The 24,362-nt window shown below is 51.8% G+C and carries 24 protein-coding genes and 1 pseudogene; 18 read left to right on the forward strand and 7 right to left on the reverse strand.

Annotation, left to right across the window (positions count from 1 at the left end; translation table 11 throughout):
* Positions 1-62 precede the first annotated feature (62 nt).
* From pilM to dam, 9 genes are all read left to right on the forward strand, one after another.
* Entirely contained in the window at positions 63-959 is an 897-nt protein-coding gene (pilM, locus tag FCN78_RS01225; RefSeq protein WP_077659173.1) for a pilus assembly protein PilM, read from the forward strand.
* Positions 956-1,537, forward strand: a complete 582-nt coding sequence (locus FCN78_RS01230) for a PilN domain-containing protein (RefSeq protein ID WP_077458671.1) — start codon at positions 956-958, stop codon at positions 1,535-1,537. Before pilM ends, FCN78_RS01230 begins: the two co-directional genes overlap by 4 nt.
* On the forward strand, positions 1,534-2,115 hold the full coding sequence (locus tag FCN78_RS01235; RefSeq protein WP_158014693.1) for a type IV pilus inner membrane component PilO: 582 nt from the start codon (positions 1,534-1,536) through the stop codon (positions 2,113-2,115). Before FCN78_RS01230 ends, FCN78_RS01235 begins: the two co-directional genes overlap by 4 nt.
* A 20-nt stretch (positions 2,116-2,135) precedes the next feature.
* On the forward strand, positions 2,136-2,663 hold the full coding sequence (locus tag FCN78_RS01240; protein WP_158014695.1) for a pilus assembly protein PilP: 528 nt from the start codon (positions 2,136-2,138) through the stop codon (positions 2,661-2,663).
* Positions 2,660-4,405, forward strand: coding sequence for a type IV pilus secretin PilQ (locus FCN78_RS01245; protein WP_201258655.1), 1,746 nt, complete (start codon positions 2,660-2,662; stop codon positions 4,403-4,405). Before FCN78_RS01240 ends, FCN78_RS01245 begins: the two co-directional genes overlap by 4 nt.
* A 144-nt stretch (positions 4,406-4,549) precedes the next feature.
* Positions 4,550-5,068, forward strand: coding sequence for a shikimate kinase AroK (aroK, locus tag FCN78_RS01250; RefSeq protein WP_025739049.1), 519 nt, complete (start codon positions 4,550-4,552; stop codon positions 5,066-5,068).
* Between the two features lie 19 nt (positions 5,069-5,087).
* A complete protein-coding gene (gene aroB / locus FCN78_RS01255) occupies positions 5,088-6,167 on the forward strand; it encodes a 3-dehydroquinate synthase (RefSeq protein ID WP_069361857.1) in 1,080 nt (359 codons plus the stop codon).
* An 11-nt stretch (positions 6,168-6,178) separates the two neighbouring features.
* Entirely contained in the window at positions 6,179-7,804 is a 1,626-nt protein-coding gene (locus FCN78_RS01260) for an AAA family ATPase (RefSeq protein WP_077599497.1), read from the forward strand.
* A gap of 72 nt (positions 7,805-7,876) precedes the next feature.
* A complete protein-coding gene (dam, locus tag FCN78_RS01265; RefSeq protein ID WP_077485800.1) occupies positions 7,877-8,707 on the forward strand; it encodes an adenine-specific DNA-methyltransferase in 831 nt (276 codons plus the stop codon).
* A gap of 21 nt (positions 8,708-8,728) precedes the next feature.
* On the opposite strand, the gene FCN78_RS01270 is transcribed toward dam, so the two are convergent.
* The gene (locus FCN78_RS01270) at positions 8,729-8,917 is read right to left on the reverse strand and encodes a DUF2970 domain-containing protein (RefSeq protein WP_069361854.1); all 189 of its coding nucleotides are present in this window, start codon (positions 8,915-8,917) and stop codon (positions 8,729-8,731) included.
* Between the two features lie 150 nt (positions 8,918-9,067).
* Here FCN78_RS01270 and rpe point away from each other — a divergent pair, with 150 nt between their 5' ends.
* The 9 genes from rpe to FCN78_RS01315 all read left to right on the forward strand — a co-directional run bounded on the left by rpe (position 9,068) and on the right by FCN78_RS01315 (position 19,686).
* Positions 9,068-9,742 carry a ribulose-phosphate 3-epimerase gene (gene rpe, locus FCN78_RS01275; protein WP_077458663.1) on the forward strand — a complete coding sequence of 225 codons (675 nt, stop codon included), beginning with the start codon at positions 9,068-9,070 and terminating at the stop codon, positions 9,740-9,742.
* Positions 9,743-9,751: 9 nt separating this feature from the next.
* On the forward strand, positions 9,752-10,432 hold the full coding sequence (locus tag FCN78_RS01280) for a phosphoglycolate phosphatase (RefSeq protein WP_069361852.1): 681 nt from the start codon (positions 9,752-9,754) through the stop codon (positions 10,430-10,432).
* Between the two features lie 61 nt (positions 10,433-10,493).
* Positions 10,494-11,531 carry a tryptophan--tRNA ligase gene (gene trpS, locus FCN78_RS01285; protein ID WP_077599496.1) on the forward strand — a complete coding sequence of 346 codons (1,038 nt, stop codon included), beginning with the start codon at positions 10,494-10,496 and terminating at the stop codon, positions 11,529-11,531.
* Positions 11,532-11,753: 222 nt separating this feature from the next.
* Complete coding sequence (locus FCN78_RS01290) at positions 11,754-14,096, forward strand: ExeM/NucH family extracellular endonuclease (protein WP_077659176.1); 2,343 nt, start codon at positions 11,754-11,756, stop codon at positions 14,094-14,096.
* Positions 14,097-14,188: 92 nt separating this feature from the next.
* The gene (locus FCN78_RS01295) at positions 14,189-14,764 is read left to right on the forward strand and encodes an anthranilate synthase component II (protein ID WP_077659177.1); all 576 of its coding nucleotides are present in this window, start codon (positions 14,189-14,191) and stop codon (positions 14,762-14,764) included.
* A 367-nt stretch (positions 14,765-15,131) separates the two neighbouring features.
* Positions 15,132-16,349, forward strand: coding sequence for an aspartate aminotransferase family protein (locus tag FCN78_RS01300; RefSeq protein ID WP_077522045.1), 1,218 nt, complete (start codon positions 15,132-15,134; stop codon positions 16,347-16,349).
* A gap of 29 nt (positions 16,350-16,378) precedes the next feature.
* A complete protein-coding gene (gene astA, locus FCN78_RS01305) occupies positions 16,379-17,401 on the forward strand; it encodes an arginine N-succinyltransferase (RefSeq protein ID WP_069361847.1) in 1,023 nt (340 codons plus the stop codon).
* Position 17,402: 1 nt separating this feature from the next.
* Positions 17,403-18,884 (forward strand): succinylglutamate-semialdehyde dehydrogenase, encoded by a 1,482-nt coding sequence (astD, locus tag FCN78_RS01310; protein WP_077659178.1) that lies wholly within the window; start codon positions 17,403-17,405, stop codon positions 18,882-18,884.
* 10 nt (positions 18,885-18,894) lie between these two features.
* Entirely contained in the window at positions 18,895-19,686 is a 792-nt protein-coding gene (locus FCN78_RS01315) for a DUF1338 domain-containing protein (RefSeq protein WP_069361845.1), read from the forward strand.
* Positions 19,687-19,755: 69 nt separating this feature from the next.
* Here FCN78_RS01315 and FCN78_RS01320 read toward each other — a convergent pair whose 3' ends face one another.
* The 6 genes and pseudogenes from FCN78_RS01320 to FCN78_RS01345 all read right to left on the reverse strand — a co-directional run bounded on the left by FCN78_RS01320 (position 19,756) and on the right by FCN78_RS01345 (position 24,356).
* Positions 19,756-20,622 (reverse strand): type 2 periplasmic-binding domain-containing protein, encoded by an 867-nt coding sequence (locus FCN78_RS01320; RefSeq protein ID WP_069361844.1) that lies wholly within the window; start codon positions 20,620-20,622, stop codon positions 19,756-19,758.
* Between the two features lie 130 nt (positions 20,623-20,752).
* Positions 20,753-21,385, reverse strand: a complete 633-nt coding sequence (gene crp, locus FCN78_RS01325; protein WP_002535199.1) for a cAMP-activated global transcriptional regulator CRP — start codon at positions 21,383-21,385, stop codon at positions 20,753-20,755.
* 249 nt (positions 21,386-21,634) lie between these two features.
* Positions 21,635-22,504, reverse strand: a complete 870-nt coding sequence (locus tag FCN78_RS01330) for a phosphoribulokinase (RefSeq protein WP_069361843.1) — start codon at positions 22,502-22,504, stop codon at positions 21,635-21,637.
* Between the two features lie 56 nt (positions 22,505-22,560).
* On the reverse strand, positions 22,561-22,779 hold the full coding sequence (locus tag FCN78_RS01335; protein WP_069361842.1) for a YheU family protein: 219 nt from the start codon (positions 22,777-22,779) through the stop codon (positions 22,561-22,563).
* Positions 22,780-22,907: 128 nt separating this feature from the next.
* Positions 22,908-23,896: pseudogene (locus FCN78_RS01340) on the reverse strand (hydrolase).
* Complete coding sequence (locus FCN78_RS01345; protein ID WP_100297956.1) at positions 23,880-24,356, reverse strand: TIGR02444 family protein; 477 nt, start codon at positions 24,354-24,356, stop codon at positions 23,880-23,882. The pseudogene FCN78_RS01340 and the gene FCN78_RS01345 overlap by 17 nt, the downstream one beginning before the upstream one ends.
* Positions 24,357-24,362 lie beyond the last annotated feature (6 nt).

Below are 24,362 nucleotides of genomic sequence, written 5' to 3' on the forward strand. Positions count from 1 at the left end.
CCCGTGATGCGGTCAGTTTTGTAAATACTGACTTCACGCTAACGTTGGGAGCCTAACACGAAATGATGCGAAGTTCGGCAGTTTTAGGTCTCGCTTTGGGCCGACAGACGAGTCATGCGGTGGCCATTCAGCCATCGTCCGCGACTCAGCAGGTAGTCAGCTTACACACACTGGCTACCGATCACGATGATCACTTGGTTGAGTCAATTAAAACGTTGAAAGCCGACATGCTCGAGCCGCTGCCTTGGTACCAGCGCTGGATGACGCGTGTAGTGATTGGTGTCGATGACGACACTGTGATCAGCAAAACATTAACGGCGGCGGATGTCGATGATCCGCTAGAGCAAGAAGCGATGGTCGGACAGGCGCTGAGCCAAGCGCTCAATATGGACATCAGCGATCTCCTGTTCGACTTTTCTAAAAAAGACGTCGGGACGCAGCCTGGCGACGCACATTACCAGGTAACCGCATGCCGCCAATCCACGCTAGCGCCCATCCTTGCCGCTTGTCACCAGGCCAAGCTAAACGTGAGTGTGGTTGACCGACAACAGCATGGTCTTCAAGCATTGTATGAGGCGTTAGTGGCCTACCATCAACCCGATGCTTGGCCCCTTTGGTTACATGTGTGTGCGGGGGCACTAACGGTCACCGGAAAACGCACCGATGGGGAGGATTACCAGCAGCGATTATCGCTGACGTCCCCGAGACAGGCTGACGCCGATGACCTGTCCTATCAGGTGCTATGCCAACATATTGAACACGCCTATCACGCCTACCTGACGCAATCTGGTAGTCACTCTGATGCCAGCGTTTGGTTAAGTGGTGATTGGCCGGAAGCGATGCGCTTTCCGGCTCAGATAGCGTGCCATTCTATCAATCCTGGTGCGCCGTTTGGTTGTGAAAACTTGAATGCCCCCGCCACTGTGGCACTTGGGCTGGCTCTGCGAGGTGCGCAATGATGGCGATTAACTTATTACCGTGGCGGGCACAAGCACAGCGCCGCCAACAGCGTGCCTTCGCCATGGCCACACTGATGGTCGTGGCGGTAACACTCCTGTTTGGCTGGACAGTCACGGCAGTACAGCAGCACAGGATCGCGATTCAGCAAGAACGCAACCAACAACTCGAACAAGGTATCAAGCAGTTTAAACACACCTTGGCTCAGTTTGAGAAACAAGACACGCAGCGTCGCGCGTTGCAGTCACGATTGGGGCTGGTAAACCAATTGCAGCAACAGCGTAATAATGTGACCGCCGTACTCAACTTTATTCCTCGTGTGATGCCTCCTGGGGCCTACCTTACTCGCATTGCACAACAGGCGGAGCGCATCAGTCTAGAAGGTTGGGTTCATTCCAACGCGGAGCTTGCGCGTTTACTGGCCTCACTGGAAACGGACCAAGCCGTGGACGATCTGGATATAGAGACGGTCGTCACGAATGGCAAAGCGGCTGGGCCCAATAAGCGCTTTACGCTCAGCTTTTCCTTTACCCAGTATGTTGCCCCCGAACGATTAAGTGGCGAGGAGGATGCATCGTGATCGAATATGACTGGCGAGATCTCCCCTTTGCACCGCGATGGGTCAAGCTGAGTGTATGGCTCTTCTTGGGCGGGATAATCTTAAGCCTCATTTGGGTGGTGGGGATTGAGCCGCAACATGCGCAGTGGCAGCGAGTGAACCAGCAAGAACAACCATTAAAAGCCCAGTATCGAAAGCTTGCGCATGAAGTGGCGGGCTTGCCGGATGTTGAAGCGCAACTCAACGCGTTGAATCAACAGTATAACCAGCTGATCGCGCAGTTGCCCGAAGAAGAGGAATTGGCGGAATTATTGGCGGGCATTAGCGACGTTGGGGGGCGCCATCAACTCAATTTCGACACTTTAGCTTGGCGGCCTCGTCGGCAGGGGCAATGGTTGGATGCGATCCCCATCGATATTGTCTTACACGGGCAGTATCGAGATATTGGCGCATTCAGCGCTGATATCGCGGCAATGACGCGTTTGGTGTCACTGCAAAACTTTACCCTGACGCGTGACCAAGCGTCACCAGCCGATGACTTACGACTGTCAGTGTCGGCCACCACCTATCGATACACTGGCCCTGATGGGCGTCGTTAATCATGGTAGTAAGGAGCAGTATGAGACGCTACGGGTACATCTTACTAGCACTTCTCAGTGGCTGTCATCATGATCATACCGACATTGATCAGTTTATGAGACAGGCAAAATCGCACGCCGAGGTGAGCGCCACCCGGATCCCTCCCGCGCCAACCTACCAGCCGCTTGCTTTTTCCGCGAGCGGTCGCGACCCCTTTTTTCTTGCGCCTGATAGTCGACATGATCTCGCAGCAATGGGGGATTGTTGGCAGCCCACTTCGGGAGAGCTGACGTCTCCATTGACGGCGGTGCCACTCGATCAGCTTCAGATGACAGGCAGTTTAACCAAAGGTGAGCAGAGGCAAGCACTCATGGCGTTACCTAGCGGTTTGGTGCGCAAAGTGAAGCGGGGAGACCGATTAGGACCGCATCATGGTCGTGTGATTCAGGTAGCACCTAACCAGGTGAGAATTAAACAGCTGTTGCCAGATGGGTTGGGTTGCTGGCAGCCGCGTTTTGTGACTTTGTCAACCCACCCCGGCGTGTCGGAAAAAGGATGGCGTGAATGAAAGCAAGCAGGGTAAAACGCACACTCGGATCAGGACTAGCGCAAGCTGTCATTGTGACTATTTTCGTTTGTGGGATGGTATGGAGTACCGTTGTGGGGGCCGCTGAGGCAGTGACTTTAGTGCAGGCGCAACTTACGTCTCCCACGCCGAAAGAGACGCAGATCAGCTTGCGTTTTGACAGTGCCTCGGTGATGGCGGACTTTCGCCAGTTGAGCCCTAAGCAGCTTATGATTCGATTACCTCAGGTGGTCGTCAAGCCAGACTTACTTGGGCGGATGAAAGGGCAAGAGACGGGGTTGCCTGTGAACGCCGTTCACATCACCCAGGTCGCAGGCTACACCAAGATAGAAATTGATGCCCAGCAAGCGATGACGTTTGATTACCAACAACAGCATCAGCAATTAATTATCACCTTGCGCGACGCTGATCCGGCGACCGCCCAAGCCCCTGATCCCGATGCACCGATTTCCATCAATTTCCAAGATATTCCTGTGCGGGCGGTGTTACAACTGATTGCCGAGCAAAATCAATTTAATTTGGTGACCACTGACAGTGTGCAGGGCAATATCACCATGCGTATCGACGGAGTACCCTGGCAAGATGTGCTGGATGTGATTCTCAGGGTCAAGGGGTTAGACAAGCGCCAACGAGGGGATGTGATGTTAGTGGCCCCTCGTAAAGAACTGATGGCGCAAGAAAAACAAGATCTCGAGATGGCGCAACAAGCAGACGCGCTGTTGCCTTTGTCTTCTGCCGTGATCACCGTTAACTACGCCAAAGCCGCTGACGTTGCGGCATTAATCCGAGGCCAGGGGCAGGGAGTCAGCTTGCTGTCTCCTCGTGGTGCCGTCTCACTCGATTCGCGCACCAATGCGATCATCATTCGTGATATCGAGAAGAACATCGATCGTATTCGCACGTTAGTGAGTCATTTAGATGTGCCGGTCAAGCAAGTCGAGATAGAGGCACGTATTGTGACTGTTGAGCAAGGCTCAGTGGATGAACTCGGTGTGCGCTGGGGGCTATTGAACCGAAATGGCTCAACCACGGTTGGTCCGTCTGTGGAAGGTAACTTGATGTGGGATAGCAATGTGACGGGGCAAGGGCCTGAAAGCTTAAACGACGCGGCGACAGACGGCGTAAATATGGGGGACTTTCTCAATGTGAACCTCGCGGCTGCGAGCCCTTCCGCCTCAAGCATGGCGATGCAAGTGGCGAAGCTCGGCAATGACCTTCTACTCGATTTGGAGCTGTCGGCACTTGAAAGTGAAAGGAAAGCAGAAGTGGTATCTAGCCCTCGTCTGATCACCACCAATAAAAAAGCGGCCTACATTGAACAAGGGACAGAGCTGCCTTACCTCGAGGCGTCTTCAAGCGGTGCGGTAGCGGTGTCGTTTAAAAAAGCGGTGTTGAGCTTATCGGTGACCCCACAAATTACGCCCAACAATACGCTGGTCTTGGATTTAAAGTTAACCCAAGATATGCCCGAAAAAGCGGTGGTGGCCGGAAAAGGCGAAGCGATGTCGATCAGTACCAAGCGCATTAATACCCAAGTGTTGGCGGAAAATGGTGAAACCGTGGTCTTAGGGGGGATCTTTCAGCAAACCATGATCAACAAAGAGACCCAAGTGCCGCTGTTGGGGGATATTCCGTTGGTTGGTAACCTGTTTAAGCACCAGTTAAAAGACCATGCAAAACGTGAACTTCTGATCTTTGTGACCCCTAAAATCGTCACAGACTAGGTTAGGTGTTGCCAAAGGGGCCACTGTCCTGAGATAATTTTTAATCTGATCACGAAATATCTGTGAGGAATTGGCGCCTCGGGCTTTTTTCATTAAGCCTGCGGGCGGTGTTGTCTTATTTAACCGCGCGTAAAATTGCTTAAAATGGCTGAAAAACGAAACATCTTTTTGGTAGGCCCTATGGGGGCTGGTAAAAGCACAATTGGTCGTCATCTCGCTCAGCAACTTCATATGGAATTCTATGATTCTGATTCAGTGATTGAAGATCGTACTGGAGCAGACATTGCATGGGTATTTGACGTTGAGGGTGAAGAAGGTTTCCGTAAACGCGAAGAAAACGTGATAAACGACCTCACTGAAGAGCAAGGTATCGTTCTCGCGACTGGCGGTGGCTCGATCATGAGCAAAGAAAGCCGCAACCGTCTCTCTGCTCGTGGTGTGGTGGTGTATTTAGAAACCACCATCGAGAAGCAGCTGGCACGCACCCAACGCGATAAGAAACGACCACTATTACAAACTGACCAACCACGTGAAGTGCTTGAGTCGTTAGCGGAAGAGCGTAATCCTCTTTATCAAGAAATTGCTGATTATGTTGTCCGTACTGACGATCAAAGTGCCAAAGTGGTGGCGAATCAAATCATGGCGCTGTTAGAGCAGCAATAACCAAACACAGGACCCGACCATGGAACGGATAGACGTTAACCTAGGGGCACGTAGCTACCCTATCTCGATCGGTGAAGGGCTGTTAGCTGATGCTAGCCTATTTGGGAGCGTCCATTCGCGTCGGGTTGCTGTCATCAGTAATGAGACAGTGATGCCGCTATACGGCGACGCACTGGTCTCAACCTTAAAACAGGCAGGCGCGGCGGATGTCGCTCGCTTGAGCCTCCCCGATGGTGAGGCTTACAAGTCTTTAGAGACGTTTAATACCATCAATACCTTCCTATTAGAAAACAATTACAACCGTGATGTGGTACTCGTCGCGCTGGGCGGCGGCGTGATTGGTGACATCGTTGGTTTTGCCAGCGCCTGCTATCAGCGCGGGGTGGACTTTATCCAAGTGCCCACCACGTTATTGGCGCAGGTGGATTCATCGGTTGGTGGCAAAACAGCCATTAATCATCCACTGGGCAAAAACATGATTGGGGCTTTTTATCAGCCCCAAGCGGTGGTGATTGATACGCAAGTGCTTAGTTCTCTACCGCGTCGTGAGTTTGCCGCTGGCATGGCCGAAGTGATCAAATACGGCATTATCGCCGATGCGTCTTTCTTTGATTGGCTAGACAGCGAAATGACGGCACTGACAGCGCTCTCGCCGGATGCGCTCAGTTATGCCATTCGCCGCTGTTGCCAGATAAAAGCCGATGTGGTCGCACAAGATGAAACCGAAGCGGGCATTCGTGCACTCTTAAACTTGGGTCATACTTTTGGCCATGCGATAGAGGCAGAAATGGGATATGGCAACTGGCTTCACGGTGAAGCGGTCTCGGCAGGGACGGTGTTGGCCGCTAAAACGGCGCAGCGACACGGTCTTATTGAGCCAAAAACTGTGTCACGCATCACTGCCTTACTGGAAAGTGCGGATCTTCCCATACAGGCACCCAGTGAGATGAACTACGATGCTTTTATTAAGCACATGATGCGTGATAAAAAAGTGCTTTCAGGACAGTTGCGCCTGGTTTTGCCGACAGCGATAGGCCAGGCTCAAGTGGTTGCAGATGTGCCCCATCAGTGTATTGCTGATGTGATTGATGCCGGTTAACCATTGAATGCATGACAGACACTTTTGATACTCTAGCATTGGATCTGGAAAGCCAAACCCAGCTCCTTTCTCGACTGCAATTTATTACCCGCTTTAGCGCCAACTTACTCCAAGTGACCGGGCCTGAGGGGGCAGGTAAAACCTGGCTCAGTGAGCGCTATATGGAGCAGTGGGCAGATGCGCATGTTCACGCCTTATTGGCGTGCCATACCGCCCAGAGCGATGCACAGCGCCGCGCTATCTTGTTGCGGCAAATTGTTAAAGATGGCGTGTTTAACGAAGCCGACCCGCTTATCGATAGCCTCACCATGATGCTCGATGGCGGAGGGTGCGATGCCTTATTGGTGATTGATGATGCGCACCGTTTGACCCCGGGCTTGTTGTCAGAGTTGTGGGCCTTGGTGCAACACGCACAGCATCAGGCTGATTGGCGTATCAATGTGGTGCTTTTCGCGCTCCCTGGAAAGTTGAACAAGTGGCTAAGCCAGGTGTCTTACGGGCACGAGCAAAAACCCCTGGAGCTCGAAATCTCTCCCCTCAATGAGGGAGAAGCCGAGATGTTTATTGATGTGTTGGCGGTTACCCAGCGCATCGGTGGCGAGAAAAAGAAACAGTGGTTAGCCAAACTTGCCAATCAAACCGTTTACCCCGGCACCATTATGGGAAAGGACAATCAGGAGACAGGCGCTGTGAGTAAAGATAAGAAAAAGCCCGCTAAAAACAACAAACCCTTCTTAATGCTGATTCTAGCTGTGGTATTGATGATCCTTGGAGCCGGTGCAATTTGGTGGGTATTTCCAAGCCAACAAGCTGACTCTGCGTCAGAGGCGGTGCTTCCTGAAGGGCTCAAGCAGTTAGACGATTTGCTCAGTGAACAAGAGGAGCAGACGATCACTGACCCGCAAACAACGACCCAAACAGATGCACAACCTAGTGCGTCTAACGCGGACGCGGGGAGTGGGACGATTGCCTCGCCATCTAGCGATAATGGTGCGGTAACGGAAGATCAGGCCGCCCTGCCAGACGATATCAATGGGGAAGGGCTGACTGTCGGGCGCAGTGATGAAGGCCAGCGAGTCGTGGTACCGGATGACGTGGTTGATGCGATTATTGATGAACAAGATGCCGGGGGAGACGGTACCGACGCCGTTGAGGAGCCGTTAGCCAGCGAAATCAGTGAGGCAGTGCCTTCACCTGCGGCACCGCAAACCACCGCTGATAACAGCGCGAGTTCAGATCAAGCGACCGATGAGGGCGCAACGGCGTCGCCGACCAACTCTGAATCAGACAATCGCAGCCAAAACAATCTCAGCCAGAATGAGGATGGGCTGCCATTCGCGCCACAAGCTTTGCTTAATGTTCCAGCCCAGCGTTATGCCTTGCAATTGGCCGCGCTGCAATCGCGGCAAGATGCCGTTGCCTTGATTGAGGATTATCAATTGGCTGACCGCGTGCAGGTGTACCAAACACCGCGAAACAACGCGACCTGGTATATGGTCTTGTTAGGTGACTATGCCAGTGTGACGGAAGCGCGTCGTGCTGAATTAAACTTAGCGGATAATGTCCGTGCACTGCAGCCTTTTGTGAAATCATTCAGTCAGATTCATCGCGAAATTAACCGAGCGAATGGCCAGTAAAATCCGCTGATTGATGACGCAAAATAGGGTACAATCCGCCCCTTTTCAGACCGCAGAGATAGATTAGGGGCAATGAGAAAGCATCGCGCGTTTCTAAAGTGGGCGGGAGGTAAGTACTCACTGGTTGATGACATTCGTCGTCATCTTCCTGAGGGTGACACGCTGATAGAGCCCTTTGTTGGGGCCGGATCGGTGTTTCTCAATACCGATTATGACCACTATATCTTGGCGGACATCAATCCTGATCTGATCAACTTATACAACATTATAAAACAAACGCCATCGCGGTTTGTGACGGATGCGCGCGCGTTTTTCTGCCAAGAGTACAACCAAAAAGAGCGTTATTTGGATGTACGCCGCGAGTTTAATCTCACCACGGATCCCTACTTACGTTCGCTGTTTTTCCTTTATATGAATCGTCACGGCTTCAATGGCTTGTGTCGCTACAATAAAAAGGGTGGCTTTAATGTCCCCTTTGGCTCCTACAAAAAACCTTACTTTCCGGAAAAAGAACTGGCGGTTTTTGCTGAAAAAGCGCAACGGGCAGAGTTCGTGTGTGAGGGGTACGCGGAAAGCTTTGCCCGAGCAAGCAAAGGCGACGTGATTTACTGTGATCCGCCGTATGCGCCGCTCACCGCCACGGCAAACTTTACCACCTACGCCACCAATGGCTTTACGCTGGACGATCAAGCCTTACTGGCCGAACAGGCTGAGCAGGCCTCTGTCAGCCAAGGGGTCCCGGTTCTTATCTCTAATCATGATACGCCTTACACCCGCCGCCTATACCGTGGCGCGTCGTTTAATGTCGTGAAAGTGAAACGCACCATCAGCCGTAATGGCCAAGGTCGCAATAAAGTGGATGAGTTGCTGGCACTGTTCGCGCCGCCATCTTCTAAGCAGTAACGTTTCCCTCCATCTCGACCGTTAGGCCAACACACTGACTAACGCCAGCAAAGCGGCGACAAAGATCCCAATCATCACCACACCGGTGATGATATACGCCGCCGGCGAATCATGGCCAAAATCTCGCTCGCGATTTTGTTGCGATTGGACGCCAAATAATGCCGCGATGACGCTTTTCATAACGTCAATGAGCCTAGGTTTTTTATCCATGATGCCTCCTTTTTTGGCGCCTCTGTTTACTCTAGTCAAGCGACGATAACTTGTCAGTGTCAGCGATGAGAAAACCGCGAACGGGTAAGACTTCACGGCCAATATCGGGTAGAATTGCGGCAACTTTTTGGTAATTGAGGCGACCGTGCTATGAAGGATTTTTTGATCGCGCCATCGATTTTATCTGCTGATTTTGCGCGACTGGGTGAAGAAGTGGACAAGGTGCTCGCCGCGGGGGCGGACGTGGTCCATTTTGATGTGATGGATAATCATTATGTCCCCAACCTCACCTTTGGTGCCCCGGTTTGTCAGGCGTTACGTGACTATGGCATTACCGCCCCCATTGATGTCCACTTGATGGTTAAGCCAGTTGATCGGATTATTCCGGATTTTGCCAAAGCTGGCGCGAGTATGGTGACGTTTCATGCCGAGGCCAGCGAGCATATCGATCGCACGTTACAACTGATCAAAGAGCATGACATGAAAGCGGGTCTGGTCTTTAACCCGGCCACCCCCTTGCACCATCTTGACTATGTGATGGATAAGTTGGATATGATCTTGCTGATGTCGGTCAACCCGGGGTTCGGCGGTCAGTCATTTATTCCTACCACGCTTGATAAACTGCGGGCAGTGCGTGAGCGTATTGATGCCAGCGGTCGAGACATCCGTCTCGAGATCGATGGTGGGGTGAAAGCGAACAATATCGCGGATGTTGCTGAGGCCGGTGCAGATATGTTTGTGGCGGGCTCCGCCATTTTTGGTCAGCCGGATTACAAGGCTGCCATTGATGAAATGCGTGCCGAACTGGCAAAAGTAGAAAGGTAATGAAGTCGTATGAGCCTGCGTTATATTGCATTTGATTTAGATGGCACCTTAGTCGATAGCGTGCCAGATTTGACCCAAGCGCTACAGATGATGCTGGCGGATTTGGACCGACCCACAGTGAGCGTGGCCGAGGTGACCGGCTGGATTGGCAACGGTGCCGATATCATGATCCGTCGCGCCTTGTCGCGCGCCCACGCGCACGACCCCGATTTAGACCCAGCCTTGGTGGCACAAGCCAGAGAGCGCTTCAATTTCCACTATGAAAACAATGGGCACGAAAAGACGGTGTTGTACCCTGGGGTGAAAGACACCTTGAACCACTTACACCAGCAAGGTTATCAACTGGGGGTGGTCACCAATAAGCCCTACGCCTTTGTGCCGGCCATTTTAGCGGATTTAGGCCTGGCCGAATTATTTACCGATGTGATCGGCGGCGATAGTTTATCGACCAGCAAGCCTGATCCTGAAGGCCTACACCTGCTTCGCGATAAGCACGGGTTAACCAATGCCCAGATGTTGATGGTCGGTGATTCAAAAAATGATATTTTAGCGGCCCAGAATGCCGGATTCGCCTCCGTTGGCCTGACCTATGGCTACAACTATGGCGAGCCTATCAGTGACAGCCGACCTACCTATATCTTGGATCAGTTTAGTGAGTTAGTTTCTGTGGTTGCTAACCACTCCGTATAACGCGTTTAATAAGTAAATTAAGACCGCCCCCACGGGCAATATGTAAAGGAATCAAATCATCATGAGTCAACCTTCAAAACCCATTGTATTGAGTGGTGTGCAACCCTCTGGCGAGCTAAGTATTGGTAACTATCTGGGCGCGTTGCGTCAGTGGGAACAGATGCAAGATGATTATGACTGCCAATATTGCGTGGTGGATTTACATGCGATCACCGTCCACCAGGATGCTGACGCGTTACGCGAAGCCACGCTTGATGCCTTAGCCCTTTGCTTGGCGGTGGGGGTGAGCCCAGAAAAAAGTAACCTGTTTGTGCAGTCACACGTGCCTGAGCACGCGCAACTGAGCTGGGTCCTTAACTGTTACACCCAAATGGGTGAGCTAAACCGGATGACCCAGTTCAAAGATAAGTCGCAGCGCCATGCTGAGAACATTAACGCGGGATTGTTTAGTTATCCGGTATTGATGGCGGCAGACATTCTTTTGTATCAAACCAACCAGGTGCCCGTTGGTCATGACCAAAAGCAACACCTGGAGTTGGCGCGTGATGTGGCGACTCGCTTTAACAATCGTTATGGCGATGTATTTGTGCTCCCAGAGCCGTATACACCCGACGTCAATGCCCGGGTCATGAGCCTGCAAGATCCGACCAAAAAAATGTCTAAATCGGACGATAATCGCAACAATGTGATTGGTTTGCTGGAAGACCCTAAAGTGATCGCGAAAAAAATTAAACGTGCGGTGACTGACTCCGAAGAGCCACCACGGGTGCGTTTCGATATTGCGCAAAAGCCAGGGGTGTCTAATCTGCTTGGATTATTGTCGGGCGCCACGGGTGAGTCGATTGACGCGCTCGAGCAAGCCTACGAGGGCAAGATGTACGGGCATTTGAAAAAGGATACCGCAGACGCGGTGGTCGCTATGCTTGAGCCGTTGCAAGCGCGTTATCACGAGTACCGTGCCGATCGCGCATTGCTTGATAGTGTGATGCAAAAAGGGGCTGCTCATGCCTCGGCGCGCGCGCAAGAGACATTGCGCAAAGTCTATGACGCAGTGGGCTTTGTACCATCCCGTCGTCGTCTCATGGAACAAAATATATAATTAGTCGATAATTTTTGTGAGCACGTGAATTCAATAGTACAAAAAAGCAGCGGGTGAAAGCTCGCTGCTTTTTTTTAACATAACTGAACCAACTTCTCACTTCTAATTACTTCATCAATAATCGCTGATTCCGGTGCGATTCATATCACGTCATATCCTGTACCTATCATGAATAATACACTCGATTTTCGAGTAAACACTCAATTACGTGAAGGAACAGGTATGAAAAATCCAATGATGTGGTCACCGCTTGCGCTGGTAATGGCGGGGATTGCACTGCCCGCGGCGGCAAAAGCGCCACTTACCGAGAACTACCAATGTGGGGTGACCACCCCGACCCCCATTTATGCCATTCAAGGTGATGGTGCACGGAGCCCGCTCGTCCCAGATGGCCAATATAGCTCAGACAAAACCTATGCCGTACAAGGGGTGGTGACGGCGATCACCCAAGGCCTATACAAAGGGGTCTGGATTCAAGATCCGCAAGGCGATGGTAACCCGGCAACGTCCGACGGATTGTTTGTCTATTTGCGTGACGCGCAAGACTTAGACTTGGTGCCCGGTGATACGCTTTGTGCCAGCGGGAAAATCAAAGAGTACTACGGCCATACCCAGCTAGGTGTCACGGACGGACAGGTAGCAAAGGGGGCTTACCAAGGTGACGTGCTACCTACTGCTATCCGTGTGGGGGCCGAGGAAACCCTCGATCAGGCACTGGAGCGCTATGAAGGCATGAAGGTGACCATGGACGCTGACAGTGAATTAGTGATCACCCGTAATTTCGGTTTTGATTACGATGCGTTCCGTAACAACATGGTGTTATCGCATCAGGCCCCTTTGTATAAACCGACACAATGGCATCCAGCGTTAACACCAGGTGCTGAGGCGCTGGCAGAGAAAAATGCCCAAAACCAGCTTTATATTGAAACCGATAAAAAAGCGAAAGATGGCGAGATCCCGTACTTCCCTGGCCTCGATGCCGAGCAAGGCTATTTGCGGATTGGCGATCGCATCGAACGGTTAAGTGGTGTGCTGGGCTATAGCTACAGCCAGTATCGTCTGGTGGCGACTAACACCATCACCGCTGGGGATATTGTGCATCGCAATGACCGTCAAGCGGCGCCTAAAACGGTACCAGGCACAGATATTAAGGTCGCGAGCTTTAATGTGCTTAACTACTTTACTAGCGCCAGTGCGGTCGGTGGCCCACTCAATGTCACTTGCGAGGATCAGGCGGATGCCGATGCAAACCGCGGCTGTAATCGCGGGGCAAAAACGGCGGCTGAGTTTGAACTGCAACGCGCGAAAATCGTTAACGCGTTGACGGCAATGGATGCTGATATCGTTGGGCTGATGGAGATTGAAAACAACGGCTTTGCAGCGGGTAGTGCCATCGATGATCTGGTGACTCAACTTAACGCCCAGTTTGCAGATCCCCGTGATCACTACCAATTTGTTGAGCCGAGTGAGGCGGAGAAAACCCAAGGCGCTTACTTTGGCTCTGATGCCATCATGGTAGGCATGATTTATCGTCCGGCGACAGTCGCATTAGCAGGTGATGCCCAGGCTATCCCAATGCCGGAACAGCATATCAGTGGCGAAAGCCCAGACGGAGAAACCAAGACACTCGACAAATACCAGCGTGATAGCTTGATCCAACGCTTTATTATCAATGATCAACCTTTGAGTGTGGTGGTGAATCATTTTAAATCAAAGGGCTCGGGCTGTTATGAAGATTGGATTGCCGGCGAGTTTGATAGTGAAACGGCTGATCTGCAGGGGCGTTGCAATGAGTTCCGCGTCTCGGCGGCGGTGGCATTAGGTGAGCGATTAAACACCGTGGATGGCGATGTCCTGATCTTGGGTGACCTAAATGCGTACGCCAAAGAAGATCCTGTTCGTGTGCTGACGGACTATCAGCGCCGCGAGGGGCAGCGCGACATTCTCACCGCTGCGGGCACCGAAATTCGTGGTGTGCCTATGCATGCAACCGGCCAACCCGTGGAAGAGGGATTGGGGTATACCAATTTGGCCACCGACTGGTTAGGGGACAAAGCCTATTCATATTCGTTCTCGGGTGAGCTGGGTGCCTTGGATCATGCTTTGGCCAATGCCAGCTTGGCGAGCAAAGTGGTTGGCGTGGAAGAGTGGCACATTAACTCGGTAGAAAGCACGCTGTTTGAATATAGCCGCAAATATACCGGCGATTTGGTGAAATCGGACAATGTGTTCTCATCCTCTGATCACGACCCTGTCTTGATCTCGCTTGACTACCCAGAGCCTGTGGTGCCTGTTTCTGTGACCGTGAACAATCGCAGCATTTTACCCATTGTGCCGCTGCTTAATGGGCAAAAAAGCCCGGCTCATGCGTGGATGAAATGGCGCGCGACGCGCACGTTCAACCAAGCCAGTCCTTTGGTTCAATCCTTGGAGTTAACCGCAGATGATGGTATCGCGGTGTCGGTAAAAGCCTTGGGGCTGTTCCCTGTTTATTGTGGTCGTGCGCCTGCCGACACGCCGATGACAGTGACATACACTGGCTTTCGCTGTCAGTTAAACCGTTAACCAATAAGCGTCGTCCCAGGTTCACGCTAGGATGACGCTCTATAAGCACTGTGTTAGCATCATGCCGGTTTTCAATCGCATGGCCGAGCACAGTGCTTCTTATCATCGATAACTACGATTCTTTCACCTATAACTTGTATCAATACTTTTGTGAATTGGGCGCGTCTGTTTGCGTCAAACGCAATGATGCGATTAGCTTGGCGGAGATAGATGCGATGGCGCCCACGCATATCGTGGTCTCGCCAGGCCCTTGTACCCCCGATGAGGCGGGGATCTCGCTGGCGGTGATTGAGCACTTTGCGGGAAAGGTTCCCCTTTTAGGTGTTTGTCTAGGCTACCAAGCCTTGGCGCAAGTATTTGGTGCTAAGGTGATACGCGCAAAGGCAGTGATGCATGGTAAAACATCGCCCGTCGACCACAAAGAACAAGGTATCTTTGCGCATTTGCCAAGCCCGCTTACTGTCACGCGATATCACTCCTTAGTGGTGGATCCACACAGCTTACCTGCTTGTTTGATGGTGACAGCGACCACCACGGAGGCGGATGGGCGCGAAATCATCATGGGGTTAAAACACCGAGAGCTGGCGGTGGAAGGGGTACAATTTCATCCAGAAAGCATTCTCACCCAAGAGGGGCATGCGTTACTGGCCAACTTTCTCCAACAATAACCCCGTCAACTAAAGGTCACGACCGTTTTAAGCGCCATGACTTGGGGCCATCTCAGTCGTGCGCTATTACACAGTATTGCACTAAATCGCGATCTTTATCACTAATTTTACATTTCGCGCTTTTTGACTGCCTTATCAATGGCTGCAACCTTATGCAGCCTGGGTAGTCTCTCCCCTCAGTCTTGCCTATTTGGCATCATAGCCTTGCTTGCTCTGCGCTTCTCCCTGCTCACAGTTTATGCATAACTATCTCTGTAAACTGCATGAGTTCGGTTACCCTGCTGAAAACAAAACATAATCTGCTATTGCTGCAGTTAAAATAATGTAAATACTATGCGTCATAGATAAAACACAGAAGGATTGAGTGATGACAATGGAGCACAAAGTAGAACGTAAACTCTTCGACGAAGTCATGGTGCCATGTTACAACCCAATGCCGATGATCCCGGATCATGGTAAAGGATCGCGTATCTGGGATCAGGAAGGTCGAGAGTATATCGATTTTGCCGGTGGTATTGCGGTGAGCTGTTTAGGTCATTGTCATCCGGTCATGGTGGATGCACTGACTGAGCAAGCGCAGAAGCTGTGGCACTTGAGCAATGTGATGACCAATGCGCCCGCGTTGCGCCTCGCCAAACGCCTCACCGAGCTTTCCTTTGCCGACCGTGTGTTTTACGCGAACTCAGGCGCCGAAGCCAACGAAGCAGCGCTTAAACTGGCGCGCCGCTGGGCAAAAGAGGAGCACGGCGAGCACAAAAGTGAAATTATCGCGTTCACCAAAGGTTTCCACGGTCGCACCTTCTTTACCGTGACAGTGGGCGGTCAGCCTGCCTACTCTGACGGTTTTGGCCCAAAGCCAGGCGATGTTACCCACCTTCCTTACAACGATATCGCCGCATTGGCTGACCATATTTCCGAGCGCACCTGTGCGGTGATGATGGAGCCATTGCAAGGTGAAGGTGGGATCGTGCCGCCAGAGCCAGGCTTTTTGCAGGCCGTGCGCGAGCTGTGTGATAAGCACAATGCATTGCTGATATTTGACGAAGTGCAAACTGGCAATGGCCGTACTGGGACCTTCTATGCCTATCAAGAATCAGGGGTCGAGCCAGACATTCTGGCGACGGCTAAATCATTGGGTGGCGGTATCCCCATTGGTGCCATGCTTACCACCGAACGTCTCGCGGCACATATGAAGCCGGGTGTTCATGGCTCCACCTATGGCGGTAATCCATTGGCGTGTGCGGTGGCAGAAGCGGTGGTCAATGAAGTGACCAAGCCTGACGTCTTAGACGGTGTGATGGAGCGCGAGCAATGGTTCCGTGATGGTTTAGAAGCGATTAACGATAAGTACGGCATTTTCAGTGAAGTCCGTGGCAAAGGCTTGCTACTCGGTGCGGCACTGAACCAAGACTGGGAAGGCCGTGCACGTGATATTCTGGTTGCTGCGGGTGAAGAAGGCCTGTTGGTATTAGTCGCCGGCCCAAATGTGGTGCGGTTTACTCCCTCATTGGTGATTACCAAAGCCGATATTGAAGAAGGGATGGCACGCCTGGAGCGCGCGATTGCGAAGGTTGTTGCAGGATAAGCGACCTCATACACTCGGAGGGATTTGAGATGTTAGTTATTCGGCCTATCCGTGCATCAGATTTTGATGCACTGATGTTGTGTGCGGAAGCGTCCGGCCACGGGTTTACCTCGTTGCCGGTAGATGCCGATTTGCTCCAAGGGCGAATTGATAATTCGTTAGAAAGTTTTGCCAAAAAGGTGACTGAACCTGGCCCGGAAGGGTATTTGATGGTCGCTGAAGATTTAGAAACCGGCGAAATTGCGGGAACAACAGGCATCGAAGCCGCGATTGGTCTCGACAATCCATTTTACAGTTACCACCTGACTAAGGTGGTGCACTCGTCGCGTAAATTGAATGTGCACAACATTGTGGAAGTGCTGACGTTTGGCAACAACTACACCGGCACCACAGAGATCTGCACCTTATTTATGCGTCCTGAGTTTCGTGGCGGCCTAAACGGCAAGCTTTTATCTAAGTGTCGGTTTTTGATGTTGGCACAATTTCCCGAGCGTTTCGCGGACGTGGTGTTTGCAGAAATGCGTGGCGTGTCGGATGACGACGGCAACTCGCCGTTTTGGCAATGGTTGAAGGATAACTTCTTCAACATTGACTTCACGTTGGCCGACTACCTCACCGGGATTGGGGCCAAGGGCTTTATTGCCGACTTGATGCCAAAATTACCGATTTACGTGAGCTTACTCAGTGAAGAAGCACGTGCTGTCATTGGGCAAGTGCATCCAAATACCCGTCCAGCACTGCGTTTGTTGGAAAAAGAGGGCTTTTCGTGCCGAGGTTATGTCGACATTTTTGATGCCGGCCCCACGGTAGAATGCTTACGTCACAATATCGAATCCGTGCGTCATTCTTTCAACGCCTCGGCAAGCGTCAGAGAGCACAGCAGCGCGCAGGACTATTTAATATCGAACACGGAGTTTGCCGGTTTCCGCGCCACGGCGGCGAAAGCGGCGGTCGATCATGAAACCAATCAGGTAGTGATTAGCCCCGCGGTAGCAGACGCATTGAATGTAAAAGAAGGCGATCAGCTGCGTTTGATTGCCATGGAGGGATAAGATGACAACGCAATCAGCAGGCCATCTGATTAACGGTGAATGGGTCAAAGGCGAGGGTGAGGTAATGACCTCGCAAAATCCCTTTGATAGTCAATGTATTTGGCAAGGTGAAGAAGCGACGCGCCCTCAGGTTGAACAAGCGGTGAGTGCCGCTCGTGAGGCCTTCCTCCGTTGGCGAAATACCGACTTTGCCGAGCGCCAAGCGCTGGTTGAACGCTTTTCCGAGATAGTAAAAGCGAATACCGATGATTTAGCGCGCACTATTGCTGAAGAGACGGGCAAACCGTTCTGGGAAACCAAAACCGAAGTCGGTGCCATGGTAGGCAAAGTGGCGATTTCATTGCGCGCTTACCACGAGAGAACAGGATCCCGCGAGAAGGACGTCAACGGCACGCAAGCCGTGTTGCGCCACCGCCCGTTAGGTGTGATGGCGGTTTTTGGTCCGTACAACTTCCCGGGTCATCTGCCCAATGGCCACATTGTTCCCGCATTACTGGCCGGTAATAGTGTGGTGTTTAAACCCTCAGAGCTAACGCCAAAAGTGGCGGAGAAAACGCTGGAATATTGGGTAGAGGCGGGGCTGCCGCATGGCCTTATCAATTTGGTGCAAGGTGGCCGTCATACCGGTGAGGCACTGGCGCAAGCCCGAGGCATTGATGGTTTGTTGTTTACCGGTAGCGCCAATACCGGCCATATCCTCCATCGCCAGTTCGCCGGTCAGCCCGATAAGATGCTGGCGCTAGAAATGGGGGGAAATAATCCCTTAGTGGTCAGTGATCAGTTTGGTGATTTAGACGCCACCGTCTATACCATCATTCAGTCCGCGTATCTCAGTGCGGGGCAACGTTGCACCTGTGCACGCCGCCTGCTGCTCCCTGAGGGAGAAGTGGGTGACAAGATCTTGACGCGCCTAGCACAATGGACAAAAACCGTGCGAGTGGGCGGCCAGTTTGATGATCCGGCCCCGTTTATGGGCGCACAGATCTCAGTGGCAGCGGCGGAAGGTATTTTGGCCACACAGCAAAAGCTGGTCGACCTCGGCGCGAAGCCGGTGATTGAGTGTGAACATCAGCATGATGCGGTGATCTCGCCAGGGATCTTGGATGTCAGTGGTATCCAAGACTTGCCGGATGAAGAGTATTTTGGTCCGCTGCTGCAAGTGCAGCGCTATCAGGATATGGCCGATGCGGTGACCAAAGCTAATGACACCCGTTATGGGTTGTCTGCTGGGCTCATCAGTGAAGACGATGGGGAATGGCAATATTTCCTTGACCATATTCGTGCCGGGATTGTTAACCGCAACCGTCAATTGACCGGAGCCAGTGGCGATGCACCCTTTGGTGGGCCAGGCGCGTCGGGGAACTTACGCCCTAGCGCGTATTATGCCGCAGACTATTGTGCTTATCCCATGGCCTCCATGGAGGGCCAGCAGGTAGTGCTGCCCGAGACGTTCGCCCCCGGTATACCGACACAACAGGACTAAGGAGAGCAACATGGACAGTGGCCAAGCGTTATTCGACAAACTGTGGCAGGACTACATCAACCGCCTGTGCCCATCAGCACACAAGGTGCATGCCTTGTTAGAAGAAGGGCAGCCTTTGATCAATGATCATATTGCCTTGCGGACATTTGGATTACCCAAGGTTGGGCTTGAGGTATTGGCGCGCCCCTTCCTGGCGTTAGGCTATCAGCAAAAAGGGGACTATACCTTTGAAGCGAAAAAGCTCAACGCCTGCCATTTTGAGCACCCCGATCCTCTGATGCCAAAAGTCTTTATCAGTGAGTTGATGGTCGAGCAATGCTCGCCCGCGCTTCAGGCGATTGTTGAGAAGCTGGTGGCACAAGTTGATGCGTCGTCACTCACAGGCAGTGACTTTCTCCATCAGGGTCGCTTGTGGGATCTTGACTGGGCAACCTATCAAACACTTGCCGAAGAGAGTGAATATGCGTCTTGGGTGGCGGCACACGGTTATGGTGCCAACCATTTTACCGTGAGTGTGAATCAGCTGAATGCGCATGATGATTGCCTCTCGGTGAATAACCGATTGCGCGACAATGGCTTTGCGATTAACGAGTCAGGCGGGGAAGTCAAAGGTGACGCGTCGGTGTATCTGGAGCAATCCTCCACCATGGCAGATCGCGTGCCAGTTGCTTTTTCTGATGACACGCAAACCATCCCGGGTGGTTTTTATGAGTTTGCTAAGCGTTATGTTCTGCCCAATGGTGAGCTTTACCAAGGTTTTGTGGCTGCCTCGGCAGACAAAATCTTTGAAAGCACCCATTAGTGCGTCGCGCATCGCTTAATCGACATCATAGGGAAAAGGGAGCGTATGCTATGCTCCCTTTTTTATCGTCTATTGAGCCTCGATATCGAGCCAATACGTGTCTGGAATGGCTTGTGTTTCGTTGCTTAAATGCGGGTTATCGACCCGGATCACGGTGCGTTCACCAATGTTGGCTTTTTCAAACGTTTCTTTGACCAGCGGAGCGTTGTTGAAAAACTCAATAAATGATCCGTCTTGGTATGCCGCTTCAAAAGCACCATTCAACATGTCGGCGACGTCAGCATGTTGCGGAGACACAAACAGGAACATCGGGAAGCGATAGATCAGCATCAGGTGCGGGTCAACTAACAGATTACCGTATTGTGGCCGCTCGGCTAATTCACTAAAAGGCTCAATCAAGGCACGCGGGAAGAGATCAGCACGACCTGTATCAACTACTTTGAAAATATTTTCAAAGCTCGATATTTCGCGTACGCGAAATCCCGCTGAGTTGAGCACCTTGACGTCGGCCCAGCCCTGTCCCTGAATCATAGTAAGAGACTGCAAATCACCCGCGCTACTTATCTGAGCGAGTTGGGGCTCCGTGGCTTGGTTGGTAATAAACAGGCGATGGCCGAGTAGACCACGAAACACGGGATAGCGAATGGGGATCAGTTCAGATTCCAGCGTGCGGTCGGCACCCAGCCAGTCGATAGTGAGCTTGCCTTGCTTGAGCATTTCCACCTTACGAGACTGAGAGCCAATTTGGCCGTCAAAAGCTTGCAAGGTGACAGGCTCTCCTGATTTTTCGGCAAGAAATTCAATCAGCTCAATGGCATAGAGATCAAGCGCCGACCCAGCGCGTGGCTCGGGGTGCACAATTGTGGTATTGGACACGGCATGGGCTGAAAACACAGAGAGCGCCAAGGCGGTGAGAGAAACCATGAGTTTTTTCATAAACGATACCTTGTTAGTTTTATGTTAACCATATCGTTTTGAGTGTAGAAGTTATCCAGACGCTTGCCAGAAAGCGGAGATAAAAAAACCGACGCTAGGGCGTCGGTTGGTGATACAGAGAGCGGCGCAATTAGCGTGTGCCGTATACCACGATGGTTTTACCGTGTGCGGAAATGAGGTTTTGCTCTTCCAGCATTTTGAGGATACGTCCCACGGTTTCACGCGAACAGCCGACGATTTGGCCAATTTCCTGACGAGTGATCTTAATTTGCATACCGTCAGGGTGTGTCATGGCATCCGGCTGTTTAGCCAAGTTCAACAAGGTTTGCGCGATGCGGCCTGTGACGTCCAGGAAGGCGAGATCCCCGACCTTTTGGCTCGTTACCTGCAAACGACGCGCCATTTGTGAAGACAGGCGCATTAAGATGTCAGGATTCACTTGAATGAGCTGGCGGAACTTCTTAAATGAAATCTCTGCCACTTCACACGGTGATTTAGCGCGCACCCAAGCAGTGCGCTCTTGGTCTTCTTCGAAAAGTCCGAGCTCACCAATGAAGTCACCTTGGTTAAGGTAAGACAGGATCATTTCCTTGCCTTCTTCATCTTTGATCAGTACGGCCACAGACCCTTTCACGATGTAATACAAGGTCTCCGCCTTCTCACCTGCATGGATAAGCGTGCTTTTAGACGGATACTTATGAATATGACAATGTGAAAGGAACCACTCGAGTGTAGGGTCTGTTTGAGGTTTTCCTGGAACCATATAACTTATTTCCTCTGCATGTGTTGCCCGGCAACAACGTCCTATCTTTGTCTGAGGGGTAACCCATCAGATCATTGCACAGAATACGAAGTCTGAACGCGGGCTACAAGCTCACTGTATGTTAACAAGAGTGTATCTTTTTTTGTTGGTGATTTCTTGATTTTGATCTAGGCCAACCGCCTAAAAATCTGGCAAAAACGTGGCTAAGATCACGGCTTGAGAAGTAATACATCATGGATGCGCTACGCCTTAGCCAATCTTGCCTTTTTCTATCAATTGTTGGATCAATGGACGGATGATCAATTCCATCGCAAAGCCCATTTTTCCTCCCGGTACCACTAAGGTGTTATGCCGTGACATAAACGACCCAGTGATCATTTGCAACAGATAAGGGAAGTCGACGTTTTTCATTCCACGAAAGCGGATCACCACAAAACTTTCATCCAAAGACGGGATACCTTTGGCATTTAATGGGTTTGAGGTATCTACCGTCGGCACGCGTTGAAAGTTGATATGGGTGCGAGAAAACTGCGGGGTGATGTAGTGCAGGTAATCATCCATTGAGCGCACAATCGAGTCGGTCACCGCCTCACGAGAGTGGCCTCTATCGCGCGTATCGCGGACAAATTTTTGAATCCACTCTAGGTTGACGATCGGCACCATTCCAATCAAGAGATCGACATGCTGTGCAACATTGACATCACCATCGACCACCCCGCCGTGCAGTCCCTCGTAAAACAATACATTGGTATTGTCGGCTAAGTCTTGCCATGGCGTGAAGGTGCCAGGCATTTGGTTATAGGGCACCGCTTCATCAAAGGTATGTAAATAGCGGCGATATTTCCCGGTGCCTTGCTCACCATACTCACGGAAAAACTGCTCGAGCCGCGGGAAATCGTTGGCCGTGGGGCCAAAGTAGCTGATATGTTTGCCTTGTTCACGTGCTTTACGGATCTCGACGTCCATTTCAGGACGGGTAAAGCGATGAAAGCTATCCCCTTCTAGCCAGGCCGCTTTGATGTTCATCATCTGGAACATCTTTCGGAAGGCTTCCGAGGTGGTGGTGGTACCGGCTCCTGATGAGCCGGTGACCGCAATAATAGGATGTTTAGCCGACATGACGCGCCCTGTCATTCAGTCTGAATTTGTATCGCGATACGGCGTGTACTGCGATGCTAAGAGCCGAGTGCTGTTTTACGACGAATATCCACTGTCTCGTGCAACTCGGAATATACAATCACGGCGTCCCCGGATTGCAATTGTTGGCGAACATCATCCACTTTTTGTGCAAAGCTGACTTCTTGCTCACCATAATCGGTTCCTTCCCGTAACACAAAGTGCTCGATTAACGCTGTCAGCGTCTCGTCAGGAATCGACTGCCATGGAACCATCATACTACATCACCTTTTATTGATCTCAGGATGGCATCCTCGGATGCCTGATGTGAATGTTGTGAATTGGCTCGCATTTTACCCGATCATACCAGTCAATGCAGTGGTTCTCTTTGCTTCCTTTGACGGTGTTAACGCGCCGACTTACTCAGTGACTCATGCGGCAAATAAGCGGCGAGCCAGCCAGGCACCGCTTGCTCAAGCCAAAACTGAGGTTGGCGCCAACTACCGGCGACAAAGCCAACATGGCCGCCATGCTCAGTGAGTTGATAGTCAATGTTCGCGGGTAATGGGGAGGTTGGGATCACCGCGTCGGTCATAAAAGGATCGTCTTTGGCATGAATGATGGCCAACGGTGTCTTAATGGTATTAAGCACGGAAAGGCCGCTACAGGCGTGATAATAATGGTGCGCATCGTCAAAGCCATGAAGCGGGGCTGTCACGGTTTGGTCAAACTCGAACAGGGTTTTTATCGTCGGGCGCTCCCCGCGTGCCATCGGCCCACTTGTTGATGACGTGTGAGTTTTTCCGCTAGGGTTTGGCGCATCGAGCGCAACAAATAGGCTTGATAAACACGGGAAAAGCCTTGTTGGATACGCATCGAGCAGGCGGCAAGGTCAAGTGGCGGCGACACGGCGCAGCCACAGGCCACGATGGGATCATCGTGATAGTCCGCCAGGTAACGCACCAGCATGTTCCCCCCCAAAGAGACCCCGACTGCGCCAATTTGACTCTTTGGATAGGTTTGACGCAAATGGGTGAAGAAGGCACGCGCGTCCTGGGTTTCTCCCGAGTGATAGGTTCGCGCGGCACGATTAAGGCGGCCACTGCAGCTGCGAAAGTGCATCACCACGCCGCACCAACCTTGGCGTTGGAAGGCCGCGAGCAAGCCGTTGGCATAGGGGCTGTCGAAACTGCCTGCTAAGCCATGGAATAAAACAACAATCGGCTGTCCAGGCTGCGGCTGATGTGTCCATGCCAGATCGACAAAATCGCCATCAGGCAGATCAAATTGCTGCCAGCGAGGGGTGAAAAGCGGGGCTCGACGCAAAAAGCGAGGCAACAAGGTTTGTAAGTGCGCGTTCCGCGCGCTGGGAATGGGTTTAAACGGTGTCATCATGGTTGCTTCCCTCTTCCTCGGCGGGCGTCACCTTCAGTGATGTATATAGGTTGCGTGCTGATGGTGACAGCTGACGGCAATAGTAGGCGAGAGGAGAGGCGGTGTCCGTGAGCCAGGTTTGACGATTGAGGGCATCGACTAAATCTTGCTGTTGGAATTTTTCTAAACTGAGCTCAAAGTTGAGCATTTTTTTGTACTGCCCACTGCCGACCCGCGGCTTCAACTCTCGCCGAAGGTGACGATAGGCAATAAGCAAATGCTCAGAGCGGCTTAACGCATGCTTCAGTTGTGTGAGGCTCTCGGGCGCAAGCCCATAGCCGTGTTGTTCAATCCAGGCGAGTAACAAGGCAAGATTCACGTTGCCTTGGTGCTCGTCTTGCAGCCTGAGGCAAGCTTGCTTTACCTCGGGCTTGCCATAATGATGTAAACAAAACTGCCACAGGTCGGCGGGATTCGCCATCCCAGG

The organism is Salinivibrio kushneri (genome assembly GCF_005280275.1).
In the GTDB taxonomy this organism is placed as follows: domain Bacteria; phylum Pseudomonadota; class Gammaproteobacteria; order Enterobacterales; family Vibrionaceae; genus Salinivibrio; species Salinivibrio kushneri.

What these genes read in the sequence shown, in the direction of transcription:
- FCN78_RS01240 (WP_158014695.1), top strand. Translation starts at nt 2,136, where the DNA reads ATGAGACGCTACGGGTACATCTTACTAGCACTTCTCAGTGGCTGTCAT.
- FCN78_RS01320 (WP_069361844.1), bottom strand. Translation starts at nt 20,622, where the DNA reads ATGAAAAAACTCATGGTTTCTCTCACCGCCTTGGCGCTCTCTGTGTTT.
- FCN78_RS01270 (WP_069361854.1), bottom strand. Translation starts at nt 8,917, where the DNA reads ATGGATAAAAAACCTAGGCTCATTGACGTTATGAAAAGCGTCATCGCG.
- astD (WP_077659178.1), top strand. Translation starts at nt 17,403, where the DNA reads ATGACAACGCAATCAGCAGGCCATCTGATTAACGGTGAATGGGTCAAA.
- rpe (WP_077458663.1), top strand. Translation starts at nt 9,068, where the DNA reads ATGAAGGATTTTTTGATCGCGCCATCGATTTTATCTGCTGATTTTGCG.
- FCN78_RS01330 (WP_069361843.1), bottom strand. Translation starts at nt 22,504, where the DNA reads ATGTCGGCTAAACATCCTATTATTGCGGTCACCGGCTCATCAGGAGCC.
- pilM (WP_077659173.1), top strand. Translation starts at nt 63, where the DNA reads ATGATGCGAAGTTCGGCAGTTTTAGGTCTCGCTTTGGGCCGACAGACG.
- aroK (WP_025739049.1), top strand. Translation starts at nt 4,550, where the DNA reads ATGGCTGAAAAACGAAACATCTTTTTGGTAGGCCCTATGGGGGCTGGT.
- trpS (WP_077599496.1), top strand. Translation starts at nt 10,494, where the DNA reads ATGAGTCAACCTTCAAAACCCATTGTATTGAGTGGTGTGCAACCCTCT.
- FCN78_RS01260 (WP_077599497.1), top strand. Translation starts at nt 6,179, where the DNA reads ATGACAGACACTTTTGATACTCTAGCATTGGATCTGGAAAGCCAAACC.
- FCN78_RS01335 (WP_069361842.1), bottom strand. Translation starts at nt 22,779, where the DNA reads ATGATGGTTCCATGGCAGTCGATTCCTGACGAGACGCTGACAGCGTTA.
- FCN78_RS01290 (WP_077659176.1), top strand. Translation starts at nt 11,754, where the DNA reads ATGAAAAATCCAATGATGTGGTCACCGCTTGCGCTGGTAATGGCGGGG.
- FCN78_RS01230 (WP_077458671.1), top strand. Translation starts at nt 956, where the DNA reads ATGATGGCGATTAACTTATTACCGTGGCGGGCACAAGCACAGCGCCGC.
- aroB (WP_069361857.1), top strand. Translation starts at nt 5,088, where the DNA reads ATGGAACGGATAGACGTTAACCTAGGGGCACGTAGCTACCCTATCTCG.
- FCN78_RS01315 (WP_069361845.1), top strand. Translation starts at nt 18,895, where the DNA reads ATGGACAGTGGCCAAGCGTTATTCGACAAACTGTGGCAGGACTACATC.
- astA (WP_069361847.1), top strand. Translation starts at nt 16,379, where the DNA reads ATGTTAGTTATTCGGCCTATCCGTGCATCAGATTTTGATGCACTGATG.
- FCN78_RS01345 (WP_100297956.1), bottom strand. Translation starts at nt 24,356, where the DNA reads ATGGCGAATCCCGCCGACCTGTGGCAGTTTTGTTTACATCATTATGGC.
- FCN78_RS01280 (WP_069361852.1), top strand. Translation starts at nt 9,752, where the DNA reads ATGAGCCTGCGTTATATTGCATTTGATTTAGATGGCACCTTAGTCGAT.
- crp (WP_002535199.1), bottom strand. Translation starts at nt 21,385, where the DNA reads ATGGTTCCAGGAAAACCTCAAACAGACCCTACACTCGAGTGGTTCCTT.
- dam (WP_077485800.1), top strand. Translation starts at nt 7,877, where the DNA reads ATGAGAAAGCATCGCGCGTTTCTAAAGTGGGCGGGAGGTAAGTACTCA.
- FCN78_RS01245 (WP_201258655.1), top strand. Translation starts at nt 2,660, where the DNA reads ATGAAAGCAAGCAGGGTAAAACGCACACTCGGATCAGGACTAGCGCAA.
- FCN78_RS01300 (WP_077522045.1), top strand. Translation starts at nt 15,132, where the DNA reads ATGACAATGGAGCACAAAGTAGAACGTAAACTCTTCGACGAAGTCATG.